This window comes from Bacillus cereus group sp. MS39, assembly GCF_040448665.1.
Taxonomy (GTDB): Bacteria; Bacillota; Bacilli; order Bacillales; family Bacillaceae_G; genus Bacillus_A; species Bacillus_A wiedmannii.
Map to the genome: position 1 here is coordinate 959735 of NZ_CP123058.1, position 25642 is coordinate 985376.

A 25642-nucleotide genomic window follows, 5' to 3' on the forward strand; every position below is an offset into this window, starting at 1 on the left:
CAAGAGGTTAGCACTTTGTAAGGGGTGTGAAAATATGTTTAAATTTAATGATGAAAAAGGTCAATTAAAATGTTCTTTCTGTGGTAAAACACAAACGCAAGTTCGAAAGTTAGTTGCAGGTCCAGGTGTTTACATTTGTGACGAGTGTATCGAACTTTGTACTGAAATTGTACAAGAGGAGCTTGCGAAGGACGAAGAAGTAGAATTCAAAGATGTACCGAAACCGGTAGAAATTCGTGAAATCTTAGATGAGTATGTCATCGGACAAGATAACGCGAAAAAAGCACTAGCGGTAGCGGTATATAACCATTACAAACGTATTAATTCTAACAGTAAAATTGATGATGTAGAATTAGCGAAGAGTAATATTTCACTTATTGGGCCAACTGGTAGTGGTAAAACATTATTGGCACAAACATTAGCGCGTATTTTAAATGTTCCATTTGCAATCGCGGACGCAACATCTTTAACAGAAGCTGGATATGTAGGGGAAGATGTAGAAAACATCTTACTAAAATTAATCCAAGCAGCTGATTATGATGTAGAGAAAGCGGAAAAAGGAATCATTTATATTGATGAGATTGATAAAGTGGCACGTAAGTCCGAAAATCCATCAATTACACGTGATGTATCTGGTGAAGGTGTACAGCAGGCACTTCTGAAAATTTTAGAAGGTACTGTAGCGAGCGTTCCACCTCAAGGTGGTCGTAAGCATCCGCATCAAGAGTTCATTCAAATTGATACAACGAACATCCTATTCATTTGTGGTGGAGCGTTTGATGGCATTGAGCCAATTATTAAACGTCGCCTTGGTGAGAAAGTAATTGGATTTGGTGCTGAGAAGAAAAATGCTGATGTAAATGAGAAGCATGTTTTATCTCACGTTTTACCAGAGGATCTTTTAAGATTCGGTTTAATTCCGGAGTTTATCGGTCGTCTTCCAGTTATTGCGAACCTAGAGCCGCTTGATGAAGATGCTCTTGTAGATATTTTAACGAAACCGAAAAATGCACTTGTTAAGCAATTCCAAAAATTATTGGAGCTTGACGATGTTGAGTTAGAGTTTGAAGAAGGTGCACTAGTTGAGATTGCGAAAAAAGCAATTGAACGTAAAACAGGTGCTCGTGGACTTCGTTCTATTATTGAAGGCTTAATGCTTGATGTAATGTTCGAACTTCCATCTCGCAAAGATATCGAGAAGTGTATTCTGACGAAAGAAACAGTAGCTGATAATGAACCGCCGAAATTGGTGTTACAAGACGGTACTGTACTTGATACAAAAACATCTGCATAGTGCGAAGAAGAAACAGCAATTTTTATAATTGCTGTTTTTCTTTATGTTTAGCTATGTTCCTCCGCGGAAATACTAAATGATAAAACATTGCAGGAGGAAATAAATTATGAGCTGGACAAATATATTTTTACTTGTTCAACTTGTTTTTGGTGTAATTGTCGGATTGTATTTTTGGCATTTACTTCGAAATCAGCGAACACAAAAAGTTTCAATTGATCGAGAATCGAAAAAAGAATTAGAACAGCTTCGTAAAATGCGTGAGATTTCTTTAACAGAGCCGCTTGCGGAGAAGGTACGTCCTACATCCTTTTTAGATATTGTAGGGCAAGAGGACGGGATTAAGTCGTTAAAAGCGGCTCTTTGTGGTCCGAATCCGCAACATGTAATTATATATGGTCCGCCAGGTGTCGGGAAGACAGCGGCAGCACGTCTTGTATTGGAAGAAGCGAAACGCAATCCGAAATCTCCATTTCGTACGAATGCAACATTTATCGAACTTGATGCGACGACAGCAAGATTTGATGAACGTGGTATTGCAGACCCATTAATTGGTTCAGTCCATGATCCGATTTATCAAGGGGCAGGTGCAATGGGGCAAGCGGGTATCCCACAGCCGAAAAAAGGGGCTGTAACAGATGCGCATGGTGGTATTTTGTTCATTGATGAGATTGGTGAATTACATCCAATTCAAATGAACAAAATGTTAAAGGTGTTAGAAGATCGGAAAGTATTTTTGGAAAGTGCGTACTATAGTGAAGAAAATTCGATGATTCCAACGTATATACATGATATTTTTCAAAAAGGTTTGCCAGCCGATTTTCGCTTAGTTGGGGCGACGACACGTTCGCCAGAGGAGATTCCTCCTGCTATTCGGTCACGCTGTTTAGAAGTGTTTTTCCGTGAGTTAGATACAGAAGAGATTCAAAAAGTAGCGAAGAATGCAGCTGATAAAGTGGAAATGCAAATAGGTAAAAATGGTGTTGAAATGATCGGGATGTATGCAAGAAATGGACGAGAAGCGATTAACCTTGTACAAATTTCTGCTGGTATGGCAATAAATGAAGAACGTTCTTTCATTAAAGATGAAGATATAGAGTGGGTTGTTCACTCTAGTCAACTTACACCGAAATATGAAAAACGTATTTATCCTATTCCGAGAATCGGTCTTGTAAATGGACTTGCTGTATACGGACCAAATACAGGCGCGTTATTAGAAATTGAAGTAACAGCAATCAAGGCGAAAGATAAAGGGTCGGTAAATGTTACCGGGATTGTGGAAGAGGAAAGTATTGGTAGTCAAACGAAATCCATTCGCCGTAAAAGTATGGCGAAAGGTTCTGTAGATAATGTATTAACAGTACTTCGTTCTCTAGATGTGTTGCCAGAAGGTTACGATATACATATTAATTTTCCAGGTGGTATCCCAATTGATGGGCCTTCGGCAGGTATTGCTATGGCAACAGGTGTATATTCAGCAGTGCATCGTACGTATGTGAGTAATGAAGTAGCGATGACCGGTGAGATAAGTATACACGGGGAAGTGAAACCTATTGGTGGTGTGTACGCAAAAATAAAAGCCGCGAAAAAAGCAGGTGCTAAGAAAGTCATCATTCCTGCTGAAAACATGCAACCGTTTTTGTATACAATAAAAGGAATTGAAATCATTCCTGTTCGTAAGTTAAAAGAAGTATTTGAGCTAACATTTATGCAGGAAAATATGCATCGAGACCTTGATATACATACTACTGTAGACGAAACAGATGCACAATCAATGTGAGAATGAACGATAATAAAATTTGCCAGACTTCGTTTAAGTTTGTATGCTTAAGCGGAGTCTTTTTTCCTTTTTAAAAGGGAGAAAAAACGAGGGATTTACAATTGCGGAAAATCTCTGCAATTGCATCTAGATGTATTGTAATATAAAATAGTTGAACAGGAGTTTAATTTATTATGGAGGTGCTATGTCTAGTATGAATACGAATGAAAGAATCGTACCCCTCCTACCATTAAGAGGCGTTCTCGTATATCCAACGATGGTTCTGCATCTTGATGTAGGACGTGATAAATCGATACAAGCACTAGAGCAGGCGGCAATGGATGAAAATATCATCTTTTTAGCGATGCAAAAAGAAATGAATATCGATGATCCGAAAGAAGATGACATATATAGTGTAGGTACAGTGGCGAAAGTGAAGCAAATGTTAAAATTGCCGAACGGTACGCTTCGTGTCCTTGTAGAGGGTTTACATAGAGCTGAAGTAGTAGAGTTTATCGAAGAAGAGAATGTAGTGCAGGTTTCTATCAAAACGGTAACGGAAGAAGTGGAAGATGATCTAGAAGAGAAAGCTCTTATGCGTACATTACTCGAGCATTTCGAACAATATATTAAAGTTTCGAAAAAAGTTTCAAATGAAACATTTGCAACGGTAGCTGATGTGGAAGAGCCAGGAAGATTAGCTGATTTAATTGCTTCTCACTTGCCGATTAAAACGAAGCAGAAACAAGAAATCTTAGAGATTGTATCTGTGAAGGAACGATTACATACACTTATTTCAATTATTCAAGATGAACAAGAGTTACTTAGTTTAGAAAAGAAAATTGGACAAAAAGTGAAACGTTCAATGGAGCGCACGCAAAAAGAATATTTCTTACGTGAGCAAATGAAGGCGATTCAAACTGAACTTGGTGATAAAGAAGGTAAGGGCGGGGAAGTTGAAGAACTTCGTGAGAAAATTGAACAATCAGGAATGCCTGAAGAAACAATGAAGGCTGCACTGAAAGAATTAGACCGTTATGAAAAGTTACCAGCAAGTTCTGCGGAGAGCGGTGTTATTCGTAATTATATGGATTGGTTATTAGCACTTCCGTGGACAGAAGCGACAGAAGATATGATTGATCTTGCTCATTCTGAAGAGATTTTGAACAAAGATCATTACGGTCTTGAGAAAGTGAAAGAGCGCGTACTGGAATATTTAGCTGTGCAGAAGTTAACGAATTCATTAAAAGGACCTATCCTTTGCTTAGTAGGACCTCCTGGGGTCGGGAAAACTTCGTTAGCGCGTTCGATTGCAACATCATTAAATCGTAATTTTGTCCGTGTATCCCTTGGTGGTGTACGTGATGAATCGGAAATCCGTGGTCACCGTCGTACGTACGTTGGAGCGATGCCAGGACGCATTATTCAAGGTATGAAAAAGGCGAAAACAGTTAATCCAGTCTTTTTATTAGATGAGATTGATAAAATGTCTAACGACTTCCGTGGAGATCCATCAGCGGCATTACTTGAAGTGTTAGACCCAGAACAGAACCATAACTTCAGTGATCATTACATTGAAGAACCGTATGATCTATCGAAAGTTATGTTTGTAGCAACTGCGAATACACTTTCAAGTGTTCCAGGTCCGTTGCTTGACCGTATGGAAATTATTTCGATTGCTGGCTATACAGAACTTGAAAAAGTTCACATTGCCCGTGAACATTTATTGCCGAAACAATTAAAAGAGCATGGCTTACGAAAAGGTAATTTACAAGTACGTGATGAAGCACTTCTTGAAATTATTCGTTATTATACACGTGAGGCTGGTGTTCGTACGCTAGAGCGTCAAATCGCAAAAGTTTGTCGTAAAGCAGCAAAAATTATCGTTACAGCAGAACGCAAGCGTATTGTAGTAACAGAGAAAAACATTGTTGATTTACTTGGTAAGCACATATTCCGTTATGGGCAAGCCGAAAAAACAGACCAAGTTGGTATGGCAACAGGGTTAGCGTATACAGCAGCGGGCGGTGATACACTTGCGATTGAAGTGTCTGTAGCGCCAGGTAAAGGGAAATTAATTTTAACGGGTAAACTTGGGGATGTTATGAAAGAATCCGCACAAGCAGCGTTTAGCTATATTCGTTCTCGTGCAGAAGAGCTTCAGATTGATCCGAATTTCCATGAGAAAAATGATATTCATATTCATGTTCCAGAAGGAGCAGTTCCAAAAGATGGACCGTCAGCAGGTATTACGATGGCAACGGCACTTATTTCTGCGCTAACAGGTATTCCTGTAAGTAAAGAAGTGGGGATGACAGGTGAAATTACACTTCGTGGTCGTGTATTACCAATTGGTGGTTTAAAAGAAAAAACATTAAGTGCTCACCGCGCAGGCTTAACAAAAATTATTTTGCCAGCAGAAAACGAGAAAGATTTAGATGATATTCCAGAAAGCGTAAAAGAAAACCTTACGTTTGTGCTTGCATCTCATTTAGATGAAGTATTGGAGCACGCATTAGTAGGAGTGAAACAATGAAAGTAACAAAAGCAGATATTGTAATTAGTGCTGTTAAACCAGAACAATATCCGGACAGTGATTTACCAGAAATTGCATTAGCAGGTCGTTCAAATGTCGGGAAGTCTTCCTTTATTAATAAAATTTTAAATCGTAAAAAGTTAGTACGTATTTCTTCTAAACCAGGGAAAACGCAAACGTTGAACTTTTTCTTAATCAATGAGATGATGCATTTTGTTGACGTTCCAGGTTATGGATATGCGAAAGTATCTAAAACAGAGCGCGCAGCATGGGGCAAGATGATTGAGACTTACTTTACAACGCGTGAGCAATTAGACGCAGCTGTATTAGTAGTTGATTTACGTCACCAACCAACAAATGATGACGTGATGATGTATGATTTCTTAAAACATTATGAAATCCCAACAATTATTATTGCGACGAAAGCCGATAAAATTCCGAAAGGGAAATGGCAAAAGCATTTAAAAGTTGTAAAAGAAACGCTTGCTGTTGAAATTGGCGATGAAATCGTTCTATTCTCTTCTGAAACAGGACTTGGAAAAGAAGAAGCGTGGAAGGCAATTCATAGAATGACAAAAACAAAAAACGCGTGACGAATGTCGCGCGTTTTTTTTATTTACTAAATTTTTTTATCTTACGTTTAATGTAACCTCGATATTACCTCTTGTTGCTTTCGAATAAGGACATACACCGTGAGCGGCTTCTACAAGTTCTTGTGCTTCGGCATGAGAGACGCCAGCAACGTGTACATCAAGTACAGCAGATAGGCCGAAACCACCATCTGTATCTTTTCCGATAGAAACGTGAGCAGTTACTTCTGTACTTTCTACTTTCACACGTTTTGTACGAATGACAAGTTGTAATGCACTATCAAAACAAGCGGCATAACCAGCAGCAAATAGTTGTTCTGGATTCGTTGCCTCTCCGCCTGCACCACCTAGTGCTTTCGGCATTTTTACATCAAGATTTAATATGCCATCATCTGAAATTACTCTTCCGTTTCTTCCACCTGTAGCAGTTACTGAAGCAGTATATAATTTATCCATGTTTATTCCCCTTTTCTATCATTAATTGTTTTCATTGTTTCAATTAGTTTATTTAATTGAATTAATAAAGAACGATATTCTTGTTCTGTAATTCCTAAATTTGTTGCCATTGTTGTCGGCAATGAACAAGCCTTTTCTTTTAAATCTTTACCTTGTTCTGTTAATTTAATACAAACTTTGCGCTCATCTTCTTTGGAACGAACGCGTTTTACAAGTGTTAATGATTCCATTCGTTTTAACATAGGTGTTAACGTACCGGAATCTAAAAATAGACGTTCTCCAATTTCTTTTACTGTTAGTCCATCTTGCTCCCATAGTACGAGTAAAGTAATGTACTGGGGATACGTAATACCCATCTCTTCTAAATATGGTCGATAAAAGCGGGTAACTTCTTTAGAACAGGCGTAAATAGAAAAACAAAGTTGGTTATCTAGATGTAAAGAATTCTCTGTCATACATAACTCCTTCCTAATTAAGTTTTGCACAATTTAATTTTGTAAAACCAATATAACGAAAAAGAAATACAATGTCAAATACATTGTATTGAGAAAGTTTGTGCTACAATTTGGAACAATCATACATATTTTCCTTCATGATGAAAGAAGATAGGAAAGATGATGTTATAATTCATATGGAATAGTTTCCATCACTTGATTATGAGGGCTTTTTTTGGTAACGTACAAATAGAGTTATTAATTTATAATCATTATAAAGTAGGAAGTCTTTATTAGTTTTACTGAATCTCCTTTATTACATACGGAGAATAAATAAAAAATAATCGGTTGTTCACACGATTGTCAGATTCATAAGAGGAAAGTTGTATTATGATAGTAGATAAAGTGATAAAACGGGTGAAGGGGGACATGCTGCGTGCATATTCTTGTTGTTAGTGTAAATTATCGAACAGCCCCTGTAGAATTTCGTGAGAAACTCACATTTCAGGCAGCAGAGCTAGAGCAAGCAATGACTACATTACAAAATCAAAAGAGCGTGTTAGAGAATGTCATTGTATCAACTTGTAATCGCACTGAGATTTACGCTGTTGTCGATCAATTACACACGGGACGGTATTATATTAAGAAGTTTTTAGCTGATTGGTTTCAGCTTGAAATAGAAGAAGTCGCACCATATTTAACTATTTTTGAACAAGACGGTGCAATAGATCATTTATTCCGCGTGACGTGCGGTTTAGATTCTATGGTAGTTGGAGAAACACAGATTTTAGGCCAAATAAAAGATAGCTTTTTAGAAGCGCAACAAGTAAAAGCGACAGGCACAATTTTTAATGAGTTGTTTAAGCAGGTGGTTACGTTAGCGAAACGTGCGCACTCAGAAACGACGATTGGTGAAAGTGCGATGTCTGTTAGTTATGCTGCTGTTGAGCTTGGAAAGAAAATATTTGGTGAGTTAACAGATTGTCATGTGCTTATTCTTGGTGCTGGTAAGATGGGTGAACTGGCACTGCAAAACTTATATGGAAGCGGTGCTCGAAAAGTAACAGTCATGAATAGGACGTTTACGAAAGCGGAAGTAATGGCTGAGAAATATATGGGACATGCAAAGCCTTTAAGTGAATTGCAATGTGCATTATTAGAAGCAGATATTTTAATTAGTTCAACTGGTGCATCTGAATATGTCATTACGAAAGAGATGATGACAAAGGTAGAGAAAATGCGCTCTGGTCGTCCGTTATTTATGGTGGATATTGCAGTGCCACGTGATATTGATCCAGCGATTGATGAACTAGAAGGTTCTTTCTTATATGACATTGATGATTTGCAAGGAGTAGTGGAAGCAAATCGTGCTGAGCGTTTGAAAGAAGCAGAGAAAATTCAATTTATGATTGAAGAGGAAATTGTTTTATTTAAAACGTGGTTAAGTACACTTGGTGTTGTTCCGTTAATAGCAGCTCTTCGTGATAAGGCACTTGCTATCCAAAGTGAAACGATGGAAAGCTTGGAACGAAAAATACCGAATCTTAGTGATCGTGAGAGAAAAGTAATTAGTAAGCATACGAAAAGTATTATTAATCAATTATTGAAAGACCCAATTTTAGTAGCTAAAGAAATAGCTGCTGAAGAGGGAGCAGACGAAAAATTAGCGTTATTTGCAAAGATTTTTGACTTAGAAATGGAAGATGTAGAGAGTTGTGCGGAAGAAGTAGAACATAAAAGAGCGTGGACACCATCCGTTCCATCTTTATAATTTGGAAGGATGATCGGATGAGTTTTTTAAATAACAGTATTATTTATCATATTGCAATTATTTTATATGCTTGTAGCATTAGTTTATATTTTATAGATTATTTCCAAAGTAACCGAAAGGCGAACCGATTTGCTTTTTGGTTACTTTCAATTGTATGGGTTCTGCAGTCTATCTTTATGTTACTCAGGGCTACAGATTCAGAAACGAACCCTATATTAACTTTATTATCAGGGATTTATTTTTATGTTTGGCTATTGATTACGATGTCGTTAGTCATTAATCGGTTTATGAGAATTGACTTTTTAGTCTTTTTTACAAATGTTGTCGCATTTGGCGTAAGCGCTTTTTCTATTTTTACACCGCTCGGAAAGATGTCGCCGGTACTGGCAGAGCAATTAGTTTCAGAACTTGTATATGTACATGTCGGTATGGCTATTATTTCTTATGCAACTTTCACTGTATCGTTCATTTTTTCTATTATGTATTTATTGCAATATCGCCTATTAAAAAAGAAAAAATGGAATGCGAGATTAAGAAGGTTAGGGAATTTGCCGAAGTTAGAATCGATGTCTTACGGATTAAATTTATTTTCTGTTCCATTTTTCTTACTAGCTATTTTATTAGGATGCATATGGGGATATACGAAATTGGACAATTTCCATTGGTATGATACGAAAGTGATCGGGTCTTTTGTCGTTCTATTTGTATATTGTGCTGGCCTATATTTACGAGTGGCAGATGTGTTGCAAGGGAAGAAAATCGTGCAGTGGAACATCGGAGCATTTCTCGTAATGCTAATCAATATTTTTCTATTAAGCAGTTTATCCAACTTCCACTTTTGGTATTTATAATGAGGAGAGAGAATTATGCGCAAAATTATTGTAGGGTCACGAAAGAGTAAATTAGCATTAACGCAAACAAACTGGTTTATTGATCAGTTAAAAGCACTAGGTTTACCATATGAATTTGAAGTGAAAGAAATCGTCACAAAAGGTGATGTTATTTTAGATGTTACTCTTTCAAAAGTAGGCGGAAAAGGCTTGTTTGTTAAAGAGATTGAACATGCGTTACTGACGAAAGAAATTGATATGGCTGTACATAGTATGAAAGATATGCCGGCCGTACTTCCAGAAGGATTAATGATTGGTTGTACACCGAAGCGTGTTGACCCTCGTGATGCTTTTATCTCAAAAAGCGGAGCATCGTTTAAAGAGTTAGCAGAAGGCGCTATTTTAGGTACGAGTAGTTTAAGACGCAGTGCACAATTATTAGCTGCGAGACCAGATTTACAAGTGAAGTGGATTCGAGGAAATATCGATACACGTTTACGTAAATTACAAGAAGAAGATTACGATGCAATCATTTTAGCAACAGCTGGATTACAAAGAATGGGCTGGGATAATGAAGTTATTACAGAACATTTAGATGAGACGTTATGTGTACCTGCTGTAGGACAAGGTGCATTAGCGATTGAATGTCGTGAGGATGATAAGGATTTACTACAGTTGTTAGCGCATATGAATGATGCAGTAACAGAAAGAACAGTGGCGGCAGAACGAGTATTTCTTCATAAACTTGAAGGTGGCTGCCAAGTTCCAATCGCTGGATATGCAATTCTTACAGAAAATGATGCAATCGAATTAACAGCTCTTGTCGGTTCTATGGACGGTTCTATTTTATTGAAAGAGACAGTAGTAGGAACTAATCCAGAGGAAGTAGGATTAGAGGCTGCGGACCGTTTAATTAAACAAGGCGCCAAAGAACTCATTCTTGCTGCAAATAAGGGGCAACAATAAATATGAACGCTCTCGCTGGCAAAACGGTATTAATTACACGTGCCCAGCATCAAGCGAAACAAATGAGTGTAGCGGTGAAAGAAAAGAGCGGAATTCCATTGGAAATTCCGCTTTTGCGTATGGAAGGTATGTCTCATAGGCAAATTCAACATATAGCAGGGCAGCTGCATTCGTATGACTGGGTTATTTTTACGAGTAAAAATGGGGTAGCTTTTTTTCTAGATAGCTTGAGAAAGAAGCTACCCGCAAAGACTAAAATTGCTGCAGTAGGCGTGAAAACAGGGTTAGAGTTAGAAAAGCGGGGCTATCAAGTGGACTTCGTTCCAACTTCATTTGTTGCAGAAGTATTTGCAGAAGAGTTTGTAAAAAGACTAAGTGGAAACGAGTGCATTTTATTTCCGAAAGGGAATTTAGCAAGAGATGTAATTCCAGTTGCACTTCGCGAAATTGGTGTTTCTCTAGATGAGCTAATCGTATATGGTACGAAAGAGAATGTAGAGAAAAGGCAAGAGCTTATAGTAGCGTTAGAAGTAGGGAAAGTAGACATTATTACATTTACAAGCCCTTCAACTGTTACTAGTTTTGTTCGTTTACTTGAGGGTACAAACTGGAGAGAATGGACAAAAAACTGTACAATTGCTTGTATAGGGCCTATTACGGAAAAAGAGGCGATCCTTTATTTTCCACATGTTATTATGCCGAAAGAGTACACTGTAGAAGCATTACTACAATGCATTTGTGAATCTATAAAATAAAAGAATGGGGATAGAAATCTATGAACTCTTTACAATTTAATCGTCATCGTCGCTTAAGACAAAGCGGTAATATGCGTGCGCTTGTGCGTGAAACGTTTTTACATACGGAAGATTTTATTTACCCTATTTTTGTATTAGAAGGAGAAAATGTTCGTAATGAAGTGCCTTCTATGCCAGGCGTATATCAAATGTCTTTAGATTTATTGCAAGCTGAAATGCAAGAGGTTGTTGATTTAGGTATTCGTTCTGTTATTGTATTTGGTTTACCTGCTGAAAAAGATGAAGTTGGATCATCAGCATATTGTGATCATGGAATTGTGCAACGTGCAATTAAGCAAATTAAAGGTGAATTCCCTGAGCTAGTAGTAGTTGCAGATACATGTTTATGTCAATTCACAAGCCATGGTCATTGCGGTGTAATTGAAGATGGTATTATTTTAAATGACGAGTCTCTTGCAGTTCTTGCGAAAACAGCTGTAAGCCAAGCGAAAGCAGGAGCGGACATTATTGCGCCATCAAACATGATGGACGGATTCGTAACAGCAATTCGCCATGCATTAGATGAAAATGGTTTTGGACACGTACCAGTAATGTCGTACGCTGTGAAATATTCATCAGCATTTTACGGACCATTCCGTGATGCGGCGCACGGTGCCCCGCAATTTGGTGATCGTAAAACATATCAAATGGATCCAGCGAACCGTATGGAAGCATTCCGTGAAGCAGAATCAGATGTAATGGAAGGGGCAGATTTCTTAATTGTAAAGCCAGCTCTTTCTTACTTAGATATCGTTCGTGATGTGAAAAATAACTTTAATTTACCAGTCGTTGCATATAACGTAAGTGGTGAATATTCGATGATTAAAGCAGCAGCGCAAAATGGTTGGATTAATGAAAAAGAAGTTGTACTTGAAAAATTAATTAGCATGAAACGTGCAGGAGCAGATTTAATTATTACGTATCATGCAAAAGATGCAGCAAGATGGTTACAAGAAGGAGGCGCTAAATAATGAAAAAGTTTGATAAGTCGATTGCGGCGTTTGAAGAGGCACAAGATTTAATGCCTGGTGGCGTAAATAGCCCCGTTCGTGCCTTTAAGTCTGTCGGTATGAATCCGTTGTTTATGGAGCGCGGAAAAGGTTCTAAAGTATATGATATCGATGGAAATGAATACATCGATTACGTATTATCATGGGGTCCTTTAATTCATGGTCATGCGAACGATCGTGTTGTTGAAGCTTTAAAGTCTGTTGCTGAAAGAGGAACAAGCTTCGGTGCCCCAACGGAAATTGAGAATAAATTAGCGAAACTTGTTATTGAGCGCGTACCATCAATTGAGATTGTACGTATGGTTAACTCTGGAACAGAAGCGACAATGAGTGCGCTACGTTTAGCTCGTGGTTATACAGGCCGTAACAAAATTTTGAAATTCATCGGTTGTTACCACGGTCATGGTGATTCGTTATTAATTAAAGCGGGTTCTGGTGTGGCGACGCTAGGTTTACCAGATAGCCCTGGTGTACCAGAAGGTGTAGCGAAAAATACGATTACCGTAGCGTATAACGATTTAGATAGTGTGAAATACGCTTTCGAACAATTTGGTGATGATATTGCTTGTATAATTGTAGAACCAGTAGCAGGAAATATGGGTGTTGTTCCTCCGCAACCAGGATTTTTAGAAGGTCTTCGTGAAGTAACAGAGCAAAATGGTGCATTGCTTATTTTTGATGAAGTCATGACAGGATTCCGAGTTGCTTATAATTGCGGACAAGGTTATTACGGTGTAACACCTGATTTAACTTGTTTAGGTAAAGTAATCGGTGGTGGCTTACCAGTAGGAGCATACGGTGGTAAAGCAGAAATTATGCGCCAAGTTGCACCGAGCGGACCGATTTACCAAGCAGGTACTTTATCAGGTAACCCACTTGCAATGGCAGCAGGTTATGAAACGTTAGTACAGTTAACGCCAGAATCGTATGTAGAATTTGAGCGTAAAGCTGAAATGTTAGAAGCTGGATTACGTAAAGCGGCTGAAAAACATGGCATTCCGCATCATATTAACCGTGCGGGTTCTATGATTGGTATCTTCTTTACAGATGAACAAGTTGTTAATTACGATGCAGCAAAATCTTCAAACTTAGAATTCTTTGCGGCTTACTATCGTGAAATGGTAGAACAAGGTGTATTCTTGCCACCATCTCAATTCGAAGGTCTATTCTTATCGACAGCACATAGTGATGCAGATATTGAAGCGACGATTGCAGCGGCTGAAATTGCAATGTCAAAATTAAAAGCTTAATTGTTGAAAGAAAATCGCTCTCCATAAGGGGAGTGATTTTTTTTATTCATAAAGTCAGCTTTCCATACATAAATCTGTAATGACATATAGTTTGGGAGGGGGAAAAGAAGTGGCAACAGATCATTCATTACGTTTTTCATTAAAAGAATCTGTTTGGTTCCAAAAAGGACAGGAAGTCGAAGAACTTTTGTCAATTTCGTTAGATCCAGACGTTGAGATAGAAGAGCTTGATCATGAAGTTATCGTGAGAGGGCAATTAGATTTAACGGGAGAGTATGTTGCGCGGCAAGATGATTCGGCTTATTCATTAAGAGATCTATCGCCAGCGAAGTCAATTGATTATGTAGAAACAAGGGAAGATGGGGTTAATGAACTTGTTCATTCCTTTCCGCTTGAAATATCAATTCCGAGAAACCGTGTGAAAGTAATTGAAGAACTATATGTATCTATTGAAGAATTTGATTATGAATTAAAGGAAAATGGTTGCTTACAATTATTAGCGGATATATCTATCACTGGTTTATGTGATGAAGAAAGAATCGAGGATGAAGAGGAAGAAACAGCGTATGCTGAGTTAGAGGCTGATTCCGCACAAGAAGATGAAAATAGACCTGCGCCGCACGTAGAAGAACCAGTCTATAAGGAATCAGATGAGTGGGAAGATTACGCATTTGAACCGTTCCAACTAGAGGAAAGAAAAGAGCAGGAAGTAGAGGAAGAGGAAATAGAAGAACATGAATTTGTAGAGCGTGAAGAGGAGAAAGAATCAACGCCACAATTTGAATTGTTCGGAAGAAAAGATTTCAAGAAAGAAAAAGCGAAAAAACAAGAAGAGCAAGAAGAAGAAACGTATTCACAGCGAGATGAAAATGCACTTTATTTAACGAAAATATTTACGAAAGAACCGGAAGAAGAATTTACAAAGTTAAGAATGTATTTCGTGCAAGAAGGGGATACAATCGAATCTGTTGCAGACCGTTATGAAACGTCTGTACAAAACTTATATCGTGTCAATCAAACAGAAGATATATATTTAACTGCGGGACAAATTATTTATATTCCTGTTTCAAGGGCAAAAGCGAAATAAGTGAGTGTTTTCACTCGCTTATTTTCCTAAAGGCTATGTTTTGAATAGAAAGGGTTATTCGTATGGATATTGAATTACGAAATCGCTATGAACCCATTGTAAGGCAATACAGATTGGATACACAGCATATGGAAGAGCACGGAAGTGTAACGAAAATTTACACGAATCAAGGTCCGTATGCGCTCAAGAAAATAGAAGACGGGAAGTTAGAGCGGAATAACTTTTTGCACCATATGCAATATTTGAAGGAGAACGGTTTTTCAAATTATGTACCTATATACCATGCGACGGATGGAAGTTATATTTTAAGTGACGGGACGTATAATTATTATTTAATGCCTTGGTTAGAACGTGCGGAAGGCAACGGCGAGGATAATGATCAATACCATAAAATGTTTCAAACTCTCGGGACGTTACATCAAAAAACGATGAAAGAAGAAACGTATACAGAAGAAGATTTAGAAAAACATTATACAAATATATCCGATCGCTGGGAGAATGATGGTGAGATGTTAGAAGAGTTTCTCGTAGAATCTGAAGCGAAGTGGTATATGTCTCCGTTTGAATTGCAATATTGTACGTACTATCATCATGTAATGAGGGCTCGTGAGTTTGCAACGAAGCAATTAACTGAGTGGAACGATGCGATGAAGGAAAAAGAAAAAACACGTATTACTTTTGTGCATGGTAACGTATCGCTTAATCATTTCTTATTTGATTATGAACGGAATGGCTATTTTATTAGTTTAGAAAAATCGAAGTTTGCAACACCAGTGCAAGATATAGTTGGTTTTTATTCTCGGTCTTTAAACACGTATCCAATTGCGCGAAGTGATCGGTTTGAATGGTATCAAATGTACCAAAAAAATTTCCCTTTTACGAAAGAAGAGCAACTACTCATGTTTGCGTATATGACGTATCCATCGCAATTTATTCGGCAAATCCAGTCTTATAAGAAAAGAAGAGAGAGTCGCAATGAGGAAAATGAACTTCTCGGAGTAAAGAGCTTACAACAATCGCATTGGCTCGTTAGTAATATAGAATATTTCCTTTCGCAATTACAAGCTGCCCAGCAAGGGAACGGATAAAGTGAAACTTTAATTAGTGGGGGATCTTACTGCCCGCAAATAGCGGGATAAAGAAGATAAGTAGAGGATGCTACTTATCTTCTTTTTTTGCCCAAAAAGCCGTAGTATTAAATTTATCTTGACGAATAGGGTTTCGTTTTTTACACTATTGTATATAATAATTAACAATCATATAAATGCCTTGAAGGGGAAGAGTATAACAAGAAACGTCTTCAGAGAGGAGAATCATTAGCTGGGAGATTCTCTAGATAGTTATGTTAGAAGGTAGCCCTGGAGCATCTTTTCTGAACGGAATAGTTCTCATTAGGAAAAGACGGATTTGTCCGTTATCAAATTAAGAGTATAAGCAAATTTCTGAATTTGTTTGTAAATAAAGGTGGTACCGCGATGTCCCTCGTCCTTTTTGGATGAGGGGCATTTTTTATTTTAAGGAGGGAAAATAATGTCAAACACGGAAAAGAATTTACCAACTAAATATGATCATATGTCCGTTGAAGAAGGCCTTTATCAATGGTGGCTTGAAGGCAAATATTTCGAAGCAACAGGAGATGAGAAGAAACAACCATACACAATTGTAATTCCACCTCCGAACGTAACTGGTAAGTTACACTTAGGTCATGCTTGGGATACAACTCTTCAAGATATTTTAACTCGTACGAAGCGTATGCAAGGTTACGATGTATTATGGCTTCCAGGAATGGACCATGCAGGTATCGCAACACAAGCGAAAGTAGAAGGGAAACTTCGTGAAGAAGGTATTTCACGTTACGATCTTGGCCGTGAGAAATTCCTTGAAAAAGCTTGGGAATGGAAAGAGGAATACGCGTCTCACATTCGTCAACAATGGGGGAAAGTTGGTTTAGGACTAGACTATTCTCGTGAACGTTTCACATTAGACGAAGGTTTATCTGATGCGGTTAATAAAGTATTCGTTCAATTATACGAAAAAGGCTTGATTTACCGCGGTGAATATATTATCAACTGGGACCCAGCAACACGCACAGCTCTTTCTGATATTGAAGTAATTCATAAAGAAGTTCAAGGTGCATTCTACCATATGAACTATCCGTTAACAGATGGCTCTGGTCATATTCGTCTTGCGACTACTCGTCCAGAAACGATGCTTGGTGATACAGCAGTAGCAGTTCATCCAGAAGACGATCGTTACAAGCATTTAATCGGGAAAACAGTTACACTTCCAATCGTAGGCCGTGAGATTCCAATTATTGCTGATGAGTACGTAGAAAAAGATTTCGGAACAGGCGTTGTAAAAATTACACCAGCTCATGACCCGAATGACTTTGAAGTAGGTAACCGTCATGACTTACCACGTATCTTAGTAATGAACGAAGATGGATCAATGAACGAAAAAGCTGGTAAGTATAACGGTATGGATCGTTTCGAATGCCGTAAAGCGTTAGTGAAGGACTTACAAGAAGCGGGCGTATTAGTAGAAATCGAGCCTCATATGCATTCAGTAGGTCATAGTGAGCGTAGTGGTGCAGTTGTTGAGCCTTACTTATCAACACAATGGTTCGTGAAAATGGCTCCACTTGCTGAGAAGGCAGTAGAGCTTCAACAAAAAGAAGAAGAGAAAGTAACGTTCGTACCAGAACGTTTTGAAAACACATACTTACGCTGGATGGAAAACATTCACGACTGGTGTATTTCTCGTCAATTATGGTGGGGACACCGTATTCCAGCTTGGTATCATAAAGAAACTGGTGAAGTATACGTAGGTACAGATGCACCAGCAGATATTGAAAACTGGAATCAAGATAACGACGTACTTGATACATGGTTCAGTTCAGCGTTATGGCCGTTCTCAACACTTGGCTGGCCGGATGAAGATTCAGCAGACTTTAAACGTTATTATTCAACAGATGCATTAGTAACGGGTTATGACATCATCTTCTTCTGGGTATCTCGTATGATTTTCCAAGGTTTAGAGTTTACTGGTGAGCGTCCATTTAAAGATGTATTAATTCACGGTTTAGTTCGTGATGAGCAAGGACGTAAAATGAGTAAATCTCTTGGTAACGGTATTGATCCAATGGATGTTATCGAGAAGTACGGTGCAGATGCAATGCGCTATTTCTTATCAACAGGAAGCGCACCAGGTCAAGATTTACGTTTCAGTATGGAAAAAGTAGAGTCTACTTGGAACTTCATTAATAAAATTTGGAACGCATCACGTTTCGTATTAATGAACATGGATGATATGAAGTATGAAGAAATCGATTTAACTGGTGAAAAATCAGTTGCGGATAAGTGGATTTTAACTCGCTTAAACGAAACAATCGAAAGCGTAACGCGTAACATGGATAAATATGAGTTCGGTGAAGCTGGTCGTTCATTATACAACTTCATTTGGGACGATTTCTGTGACTGGTACATTGAAATGGCGAAACTTCCACTATACGGTGAAGATGAAGCAGCTAAGAAAACAACTCGTTCTATTTTAGCTTACGTATTAGACCAAACAATGCGTCTATTACACCCATTCATGCCATTCGTAACAGAGAAGATTTGGCAACATTTACCGCATGAAGGCGAATCTATTACAGTAGCAGCGTGGCCAACAGTTCGCGAAGATTTACAAGATACAGAAGCTGCGGCAGAAATGCACCTTCTAGTTGATATCATTCGCTCTGTTCGTAACATCCGTGCAGAAGTTAATACGCCGATGAGCAAAAAAGTTCAAATGCAAATTAAAGCAAAAGATGAGGCTGTACTTGCTCAACTTACAAAAAACAGCTCTTACATTGAGCGTTTCTGTAACCCAAGCGAATTAATAATTCAAACGGATTTACAAGCACCAGAAAAAGCAATGACTGCAATCGTATCAGGTGCAGAGTTATTCTTACCGTTAGCTGATCTTATCAATCTTGATGAAGAGAGAGCACGTCTTGAGAAAGAATTTGAGAAGTTCGACAAAGAAGTAGAACGTGTACAGAAGAAACTTTCAAACCAAGGTTTCGTAGCGAAAGCTCCTGCAGCAGTTATTGACGGAGAGCGTGCGAAAGAGCAAGACTACCTAGAAAAACGTGAAGCAGTTCGCCAACGTCTAGCAGATCTTGAAAAGTAAAATGTTTTTTAGAGGCTCACTATATTGGTGAGTCTCTTTTCTTTGCGTATAATAGGAGTATGAAGGTTGTCTTTTGAAAGGGGGAAAGCATACGTGATACATACATACGAAGAAGCGATAGGGTGGATTCATAGCCGATTGAAGTTTGGTATTAAACCAGGATTAGAAAGAATGAGATGGATGCTAGAAGAGCTCGGAAATCCAGAGCGTCACATAAAATGTGTTCATCTTGCTGGTACAAATGGAAAAGGTTCAACGTTAACATATATGCGCTACATGTTAGAAGATGCAAAATATAAGGTAGGAACATTTACCTCTCCTTATATTGAAACATTTAACGAACGTATTAGTGTGAACGGGACACCAATTGCAGATGAAGAGATTACTGAACTTGTAAAGATGGTAAAGCCAGTCGTTGAAAAACTAGATGAGACGGATTTAGGGGAAGCGACTGAGTTTGAAATTATTACTGTTATGGCAATTTGTTATTTCGGTAAAGTTAATTTCTGTGATGTTGTTTTATTTGAAACAGGGCTGGGAGGGCGCTTTGATTCTACGAATGTTATTCATCCTGTTCTTACGATTATTACAAATATCGGCCACGATCATATGCATATTTTAGGGAACACACTAGGAGAAATTGCATATGAAAAGGCGGGGATTATTAAGTCTGGTGTTCCAGTTATTACTGGTGTACGAGATGAGGAAGCATTGCAAGTCATTCAAAAAGTTGCAAAGGAAAATCATGCAAACTTATACGAGATGGGCAAGCATTTTACAGCGTTACATAAACAGTCTGGCGAAGATGGAGAACAGTTCGATTTCACTTGTCCTTTCGCCACCTTTGAAGATGTGCGAATCTCAATGAAAGGTGTTCACCAAGTAGGAAACGCAGTACTTGCACTTATGGCAGTCATGTATGTCAAAACATACTTATCATTTTTAATTGAGGAAGAAGAAATAAGAACTGGATTACAGGAAGCGTATTGGATTGGGCGATTTGAAAAACTGCAAAACAATCCAGATATTATTATAGATGGTGCCCATAACCCAGAAGGTATCGAAAGTCTTGTGAAAACAGTAGAATCACATTACAAAAATAAAAATGTAATAGTTTTATTTACTGCCCTAGGTGATAAACAATTGCATAATATGGTAGATCAATTAGAAACCATTGCCGATGAAATTATTTTTACAACATTCGCCTTTGATCGTGCTATTTCTGCTGACAAGCTTGCATCGTATGCAAAGAAAGAGTCAAAACTAGTTTTTGAAAATTGGAAAGAGGCAATTGATACGAAGGTTGAAATGATTGGAGAAAATGATGTTTTTATCATAACAGGTTCTCTTTATTTCATTTCGGAAGTTCGAAAATATATTCGCGAGAAAAACTAGATAGTCTTTGCTATCTAGTTTTTCTGTTCTACAAATGAAGTCAAATGCATACATATAAGATAAATATATAGGGTTATTTGGCGAATTCCTCTGACAAATATCTCGTTTTTTTGTGAAATGAATATGATATGATGCGGACAACGATAAGAGGTGAGGTGTGAGTGTATGGACAAGCAATCACGAACGATCTCAGTGAAAGTGAATGGAACAGAAGCGAAGTATGAGGAGAAGAAGAAAGATGAATTTGAATGGATGGTAGTAGAAAGTGAAAGACCGAAAAACGTTGTTCCGTTTCAAAAAGCGAAATTGGTGTCTAAGGAAAAAAAACGAAAGAAGTGGAGCAATACGTTAATTGCAATCGTTGCAACTGCGATTGTTATTGGTACGGCGTTTGGGATGGGAATGCTACAGTTACTTAAAGGACAAGGTGCGACAGGCGGAAGCGAAGTAACAGCTTCGAAGCAGATGCGAAATGAAGAATCAAAGGTGGGTGGAACGGCAGAACAAACACCGGCACCAAAAGAGGAAAAACAAAAAGCACAGACAGGAACGTCATTAGATCCAATGAAATTATTTTTTGTGCAAGGAGGGATTTATTCTTCCGAAGAAAAGGGACAGGCCGCTCTTGAAGAGTGGAAAGGTAATGGAGGCGTTGCAGCTTTAAAACCGAGCGGTGATAAGTATGCATTAGTTGTTGGTATTGCTAGCGATGAACAAGGTATAAATCAATTAATGACGCAGTATAAAAATGATAATGTCTCCGTATTGAAAAAGAACTGGGATATAACAGATAAAGCGTTACTTAAAGATGATAAAGAAGTTGGGGCGTTTTTAACAAAAGTACAGCCATTATATACTCATTTAGCAAAATATGCTTCCAGCGTACAAGCTAGTGGAAAAAGTAATGCAAAAGATATAGGTGCGATTGAAAAAGAGTGGAAAGCAATTGAAAAAGAAGGAAAAAGTATGAAGCAGGAAGAAGCAAAGAAATTGTATATGTATACGTCAGTAGCTGTGCAAACAGTGAAGGATGGAAAAGGTGATAAGGAATCTTTGGCGAAATTAAATCAAGTTATTATTGATGGTATACTTTCATATGAAAAAATTGTTTCCCAAAAGGTGAAATAATAGGATAATGAAATGACGAAGGAAGAAGTATAGGTACTTCTTTCTTTTCTTTTGAATTTAGAGCAAAGTGCTTTCTCTATGGCAGGAATATAATCGTATTTTAGTAAAAAGTATTATTTTATTTAGAGAAAATAATATTTCTTTCATTTGTGGACAAACTATTCCTTTGATACGATTGATGTAAATGATTCTGCTTCATGTGAGAAAGGAAGGAGAAAATATGAGAAAAATTATTTTAGCATCAGGGTCACCTCGCAGGAAGGAACTGCTTGAGTTAGCGGATGTACCATTTGAAATCATTGTAAGTGAAGTAGAAGAGACGATTGGTGCGTACTCATCACCTTCTGATATCGTTATGTCCCTCGCCCTGCAAAAAGCATCTGCGGTAGCAGAAACGAATAGTGATTACATTGTGTTAGGTGCAGACACAATTGTTACATATGAATCGCGTATTCTTGGAAAGCCTTCTAATGAGGCTGAGGCGAAAGAAATGTTGCAATTATTATCAGGGAAAACACATGAAGTGTATACTGGTGTTGCAATTATAGCAAAAGACAAAACAGTCACTTTTTACGAGCGTACAGAAGTTACGTTTTGGGAATTAACAGAAGAGGAAATTGACGTATATGTTGCATCAAAAGAACCTCTTGATAAAGCAGGAAGTTATGGAATTCAAGGTAAAGGATCTATTTTTGTTCAACATATTCAAGGGGACTACTATAGTGTAGTCGGGTTACCAATTTCACGTCTTGTTCGGGAATTAAAACAATTTAATATTGATGTAACCCATGCGTAAAATTGCATGGGATTTTCTTTGAGAGAACAAATAAAGGGGTGGAGAAATGAACGGTATTCGTGATGTTGTCAAAGAAGAACAGCCACGGGAGCGTTTATTGTTAGAAGGAGCTGGAAGTTTATCGAATCGGGAGCTTCTTGCTGTGTTACTTAGAACAGGTTCTAAAGAAGAAACAGTTTTAAAGTTATCAGATAAAATTTTACATCACTTTGATGGTTTACGTATGTTGAAAGATGCAACGTTAGAAGAGCTTGTCAGTATACATGGTGTTGGGATTGCAAAGGCAGCCCAGCTTATAGCTGCTTTTGAACTTGGTAGAAGAATGGTACGTTTAGAATATCAAAATAGATACAGCATTCGAAGCCCAGAAGATTGTGCGAGATATATGATGGAAGAAATGCGCTTCCTGCAGCAGGAGCATTTTGTATGCTTATATTTGAACACAAAAAATCAAGTTATACATAGGCAAACGATTTTCATTGGAAGTTTAAACACATCAATTGTACATCCAAGAGAAGTTTTTAAAGAAGCGTTCCGCCGCGCAGCAGCCTCTATCATATGTCTTCATAACCACCCTTCAGGAGACCCCACGCCGAGCCGAGAGGATATTGAAGTAACGAAACGCTTAGTAGAATGCGGCCAGATTATAGGAATTGAAGTGCTTGACCATATTATAATAGGTGACCATAAATTCGTGAGTTTAAAGGAAAAAGGTCATATTTAAGACTATGCTTTTTACTTATTTTGTTTTATAATGTGATTTATGAGTTTTTTGTAGAAATTTATCTACAAGAAGGATAAAGATATAAAAAACGTACTGTTTTTATAATATAAAGTAAGAAAAAATGAGTCCGTGAAAACAAGAAAGGAAGATAAATAATATGTTTGGATTTGGTGGCTTTACTCGCGATCTTGGAATAGATTTAGGAACTGCGAACACGCTTGTATATGTAAAAGGAAAAGGTGTAGTTTTACGTGAACCTTCAGTAGTAGCGTTACAAACTGATACGAAACAAATCGTTGCTGTAGGTAGCGATGCAAAACAAATGATTGGTCGTACACCAGGAAACGTTGTGGCACTTCGCCCGATGAAAGACGGTGTAATTGCTGATTACGAAACGACAGCAACAATGATGAAATATTACATTCAACAAGCTCAAAAATCAAATGGATTCTTCTCACGTAAGCCTTACGTAATGGTATGTGTACCGTCTGGTATTACAGCTGTAGAAAGACGTGCAGTAATCGATGCGACTCGTCAAGCGGGTGCTCGTGATGCTTATCCAATCGAAGAACCATTTGCAGCAGCAATTGGTGCGAACTTACCTGTTTGGGAACCAACTGGTAGTATGGTTGTTGATATCGGTGGCGGTACAACAGAAGTTGCAATCATTTCTTTAGGTGGTATTGTAACAAGTCAATCAGTTCGTGTTGCGGGTGATGATATGGACGATTCAATCATTCAGTACATCAAGAAAAGCTATAACTTAATGATTGGTGAAAGAACGGCTGAAGCATTAAAATTAGAAATCGGTTCTGCAGGCGAGCCAGAAGGTATCGAGCCTATGGAAATTCGCGGTCGTGATTTAGTAAGTGGTTTACCAAAAACAGTACTAATTCAGCCAGAAGAAATTGCAGATGCATTAAAAGATACAGTAGATGCAATTGTAGAATCTGTTAAAAATACGTTAGAGAAAACTCCACCTGAATTAGCGGCAGACATTATGGACCGTGGTATCGTATTAACAGGTGGCGGAGCATTACTACGTAACTTAGATAAAGTGATTAGTGAAGAAACAAATATGCCAGTTCTTGTTGCAGAAGACCCATTAGATTGCGTAGCAATTGGAACGGGTAAAGCATTAGACAATATCGATCTTTTCAAAACTGCTGCTCGATAATATTGCAAAATAAAAATCAATGAAATTAAGAGGGTGTGAACGTGCCACAGTTTTTCTTAAACAAAAGATTAATTGTTTTGTTAGTTAGTATTATTCTTCTCGTGGCATTGATTGGAATCTCATTGAAAGAACGGAACAGTTTAACATGGCCAGAGCAGTTTGTTAAAGACACTGTCGGTGTTGTAGAACGTGTATTCCAAAAGCCAGCGAAATACGTAGCTGGATTCTTCGAAAATGTAGAGGATGTAAAGCGCACGTATGAAGAGAATAAAGAATTAAAAGCAAAATTAGATAATTATGCAGGTCTATCAGGGAAAGTAAAACAATTAGAAGATGATAACAAGAAGTTACAAGAGTTAACGGGTAAAAAAGAGTTAAATAGCCAATATACTGAAATTCCATCTACTGTTGTTTCTCGTAATCCAGATAAATGGTACGATTTAATCGGAATTGATAAAGGAGCACAGCAAGGAATTAAAAAAGATATGGCTGTAGTAACTTCACAAGGTCTAGTTGGACGAGTGAAAAGTGTATCCCAGTTTACATCATCAGTAGAATTGCTAAGCTCTATGAGCCGAACAAATCGTGTTTCTGCTATCGTACAAGGTGATGAGAAAATCTTCGGATTGATTGAAGGTTACGACAAAGAAAAGCACTTACTTCTTTTCACAAAGATTGGCTCTGATGCTCAGGTAGCGAAAGATCAATTAGTTGTAACATCTGGACTTGGTGATATTTTCCCGAAAGGTCTTGTAATTGGAACAATCGTTGATGTTCAGCCAGATCCATACGGCTTAACAAAAACAGCTTATGTAAAACCGGCCGCTGACTTGAATGACGTAGAGCATATTATGGTTGCTAAACGTGCAACGCCTTCAGCGCCATTAGAATAGGAGGGGGAGAAGAGATGATGAAGATTTTAAAAAGAGCAGCTCTTCCTCTTTTGCTCCTTTTTGTTTTTCTATTTGAAAATATGTTTGCTACTATTGTTCCAACAGAGGTTTTTTGGAAAGACAGTATAGCAGCACCTCATTTCTTTATAATTGTGTTATGTTTTATTACTGTGTACTATAGTCCGGTCCAAGGGATTTATTACGGACTCTTATTTGGTTTCTTATTTGATACCGTATACACAGAACTTGTCGGTATATATATATTTGCGTATCCGATTTTAGCTTATTTAGTTTATAGTGTGATGAAGATACTACAATTGAATTTATTTATTGTTGCTTCTATTGTACTAGCTAGCATTGTAGCACTAGAGTATTATGTGTATGGATTTTTAACTTTGTTAGGACGTACTCATATGTCAGCGTATGTCTTTTTCACAGATCGTCTCCTGTCTACTTTATTGCTAAATGCAATTTTCTTATTGATAGTTTGTTTCCCACTGAGACGATATTTAGTGCGTCTTTCAAAAGCGATGGAAGAAAAAGAAAAAAGGATTTTCTAATTTTATGTCGAATTGAATC

22 protein-coding genes and 1 other annotated feature are annotated in these 25642 nt (G+C 37.8%); of the genes, 20 read left to right on the forward strand and 2 right to left on the reverse strand.

Annotated features, from left to right (window positions below; genetic code table 11):
• Positions 1–34: 34 nt before the first annotated feature.
• The 4 genes from clpX to ysxC all read left to right on the forward strand — a co-directional run bounded on the left by clpX (position 35) and on the right by ysxC (position 6179).
• Positions 35–1294 (forward strand): ATP-dependent protease ATP-binding subunit ClpX, encoded by a 1260-nt coding sequence (gene clpX / locus QEP67_RS05025; protein ID WP_000472285.1) that lies wholly within the window; start codon positions 35–37, stop codon positions 1292–1294.
• Positions 1295–1400: 106 nt separating this feature from the next.
• On the forward strand, positions 1401–3071 hold the full coding sequence (gene lonB, locus QEP67_RS05030; RefSeq protein WP_000119166.1) for an ATP-dependent protease LonB: 1671 nt from the start codon (positions 1401–1403) through the stop codon (positions 3069–3071).
• Positions 3072–3255: 184 nt separating this feature from the next.
• Complete coding sequence (gene lon, locus QEP67_RS05035) at positions 3256–5586, forward strand: endopeptidase La (RefSeq protein ID WP_000097312.1); 2331 nt, start codon at positions 3256–3258, stop codon at positions 5584–5586.
• Positions 5583–6179: a ribosome biogenesis GTP-binding protein YsxC gene (gene ysxC, locus QEP67_RS05040; RefSeq protein ID WP_000869124.1), complete on the forward strand. Its 597-nt coding sequence runs from the start codon at positions 5583–5585 to the stop codon at positions 6177–6179. The genes lon and ysxC overlap by 4 nt, the downstream gene beginning before the upstream one ends.
• A 36-nt stretch (positions 6180–6215) precedes the next feature.
• Here ysxC and QEP67_RS05045 read toward each other — a convergent pair whose 3' ends face one another.
• Both QEP67_RS05045 and QEP67_RS05050 read right to left on the reverse strand, forming a co-directional pair.
• Positions 6216–6632, reverse strand: coding sequence for an organic hydroperoxide resistance protein (locus QEP67_RS05045; protein ID WP_000359787.1), 417 nt, complete (start codon positions 6630–6632; stop codon positions 6216–6218).
• Positions 6633–6634: 2 nt separating this feature from the next.
• Positions 6635–7087: a MarR family transcriptional regulator gene (locus QEP67_RS05050; protein WP_000138545.1), complete on the reverse strand. Its 453-nt coding sequence runs from the start codon at positions 7085–7087 to the stop codon at positions 6635–6637.
• A gap of 415 nt (positions 7088–7502) precedes the next feature.
• Here QEP67_RS05050 and hemA point away from each other — a divergent pair, with 415 nt between their 5' ends.
• The 16 genes from hemA (at position 7503) to mreD (ending at position 25623) form a co-directional block, all read left to right on the forward strand.
• A complete protein-coding gene (hemA, locus tag QEP67_RS05055) occupies positions 7503–8837 on the forward strand; it encodes a glutamyl-tRNA reductase (protein WP_000547847.1) in 1335 nt (444 codons plus the stop codon).
• A gap of 17 nt (positions 8838–8854) precedes the next feature.
• Positions 8855–9688, forward strand: a complete 834-nt coding sequence (gene ccsA / locus QEP67_RS05060; RefSeq protein WP_000008998.1) for a cytochrome c biogenesis protein CcsA — start codon at positions 8855–8857, stop codon at positions 9686–9688.
• 15 nt (positions 9689–9703) lie between these two features.
• A complete protein-coding gene (hemC, locus tag QEP67_RS05065; RefSeq protein ID WP_001226426.1) occupies positions 9704–10633 on the forward strand; it encodes a hydroxymethylbilane synthase in 930 nt (309 codons plus the stop codon).
• A gap of 2 nt (positions 10634–10635) precedes the next feature.
• Positions 10636–11388 carry a uroporphyrinogen-III synthase gene (gene hemD / locus QEP67_RS05070; protein WP_353706534.1) on the forward strand — a complete coding sequence of 251 codons (753 nt, stop codon included), beginning with the start codon at positions 10636–10638 and terminating at the stop codon, positions 11386–11388.
• Positions 11389–11408: 20 nt separating this feature from the next.
• Entirely contained in the window at positions 11409–12398 is a 990-nt protein-coding gene (hemB, locus tag QEP67_RS05075) for a porphobilinogen synthase (protein ID WP_001087076.1), read from the forward strand.
• A complete protein-coding gene (gene hemL, locus QEP67_RS05080; RefSeq protein WP_000712935.1) occupies positions 12398–13687 on the forward strand; it encodes a glutamate-1-semialdehyde 2,1-aminomutase in 1290 nt (429 codons plus the stop codon). Before hemB ends, hemL begins: the two co-directional genes overlap by 1 nt.
• 109 nt (positions 13688–13796) lie before the next feature.
• Positions 13797–14774 carry a stage VI sporulation protein D gene (gene spoVID, locus QEP67_RS05085; RefSeq protein WP_000179735.1) on the forward strand — a complete coding sequence of 326 codons (978 nt, stop codon included), beginning with the start codon at positions 13797–13799 and terminating at the stop codon, positions 14772–14774.
• Between the two features lie 62 nt (positions 14775–14836).
• Positions 14837–15862, forward strand: a complete 1026-nt coding sequence (ysxE, locus tag QEP67_RS05090) for a spore coat protein YsxE (RefSeq protein WP_000350664.1) — start codon at positions 14837–14839, stop codon at positions 15860–15862.
• Positions 15863–16034: 172 nt separating this feature from the next.
• Positions 16035–16267, forward strand: a binding site (T-box leader).
• A 37-nt stretch (positions 16268–16304) separates the two neighbouring features.
• Complete coding sequence (locus tag QEP67_RS05095; RefSeq protein WP_000072220.1) at positions 16305–18950, forward strand: valine--tRNA ligase; 2646 nt, start codon at positions 16305–16307, stop codon at positions 18948–18950.
• A gap of 93 nt (positions 18951–19043) precedes the next feature.
• Entirely contained in the window at positions 19044–20345 is a 1302-nt protein-coding gene (folC, locus tag QEP67_RS05100) for a bifunctional tetrahydrofolate synthase/dihydrofolate synthase (RefSeq protein WP_000582058.1), read from the forward strand.
• Between the two features lie 165 nt (positions 20346–20510).
• On the forward strand, positions 20511–21473 hold the full coding sequence (locus tag QEP67_RS05105; protein WP_064449238.1) for a hypothetical protein: 963 nt from the start codon (positions 20511–20513) through the stop codon (positions 21471–21473).
• Positions 21474–21693: 220 nt separating this feature from the next.
• Complete coding sequence (locus QEP67_RS05110) at positions 21694–22269, forward strand: Maf family protein (protein ID WP_001226270.1); 576 nt, start codon at positions 21694–21696, stop codon at positions 22267–22269.
• Between the two features lie 46 nt (positions 22270–22315).
• Positions 22316–22993 (forward strand): DNA repair protein RadC, encoded by a 678-nt coding sequence (gene radC / locus QEP67_RS05115; RefSeq protein WP_001013378.1) that lies wholly within the window; start codon positions 22316–22318, stop codon positions 22991–22993.
• Between the two features lie 157 nt (positions 22994–23150).
• Positions 23151–24170: a cell shape-determining protein MreB gene (gene mreB, locus QEP67_RS05120; RefSeq protein WP_000466737.1), complete on the forward strand. Its 1020-nt coding sequence runs from the start codon at positions 23151–23153 to the stop codon at positions 24168–24170.
• 41 nt (positions 24171–24211) lie between these two features.
• Positions 24212–25063, forward strand: a complete 852-nt coding sequence (mreC, locus tag QEP67_RS05125) for a rod shape-determining protein MreC (RefSeq protein ID WP_001135496.1) — start codon at positions 24212–24214, stop codon at positions 25061–25063.
• Between the two features lie 14 nt (positions 25064–25077).
• Positions 25078–25623: a rod shape-determining protein MreD gene (gene mreD / locus QEP67_RS05130; protein WP_000975757.1), complete on the forward strand. Its 546-nt coding sequence runs from the start codon at positions 25078–25080 to the stop codon at positions 25621–25623.
• Positions 25624–25642 lie beyond the last annotated feature (19 nt).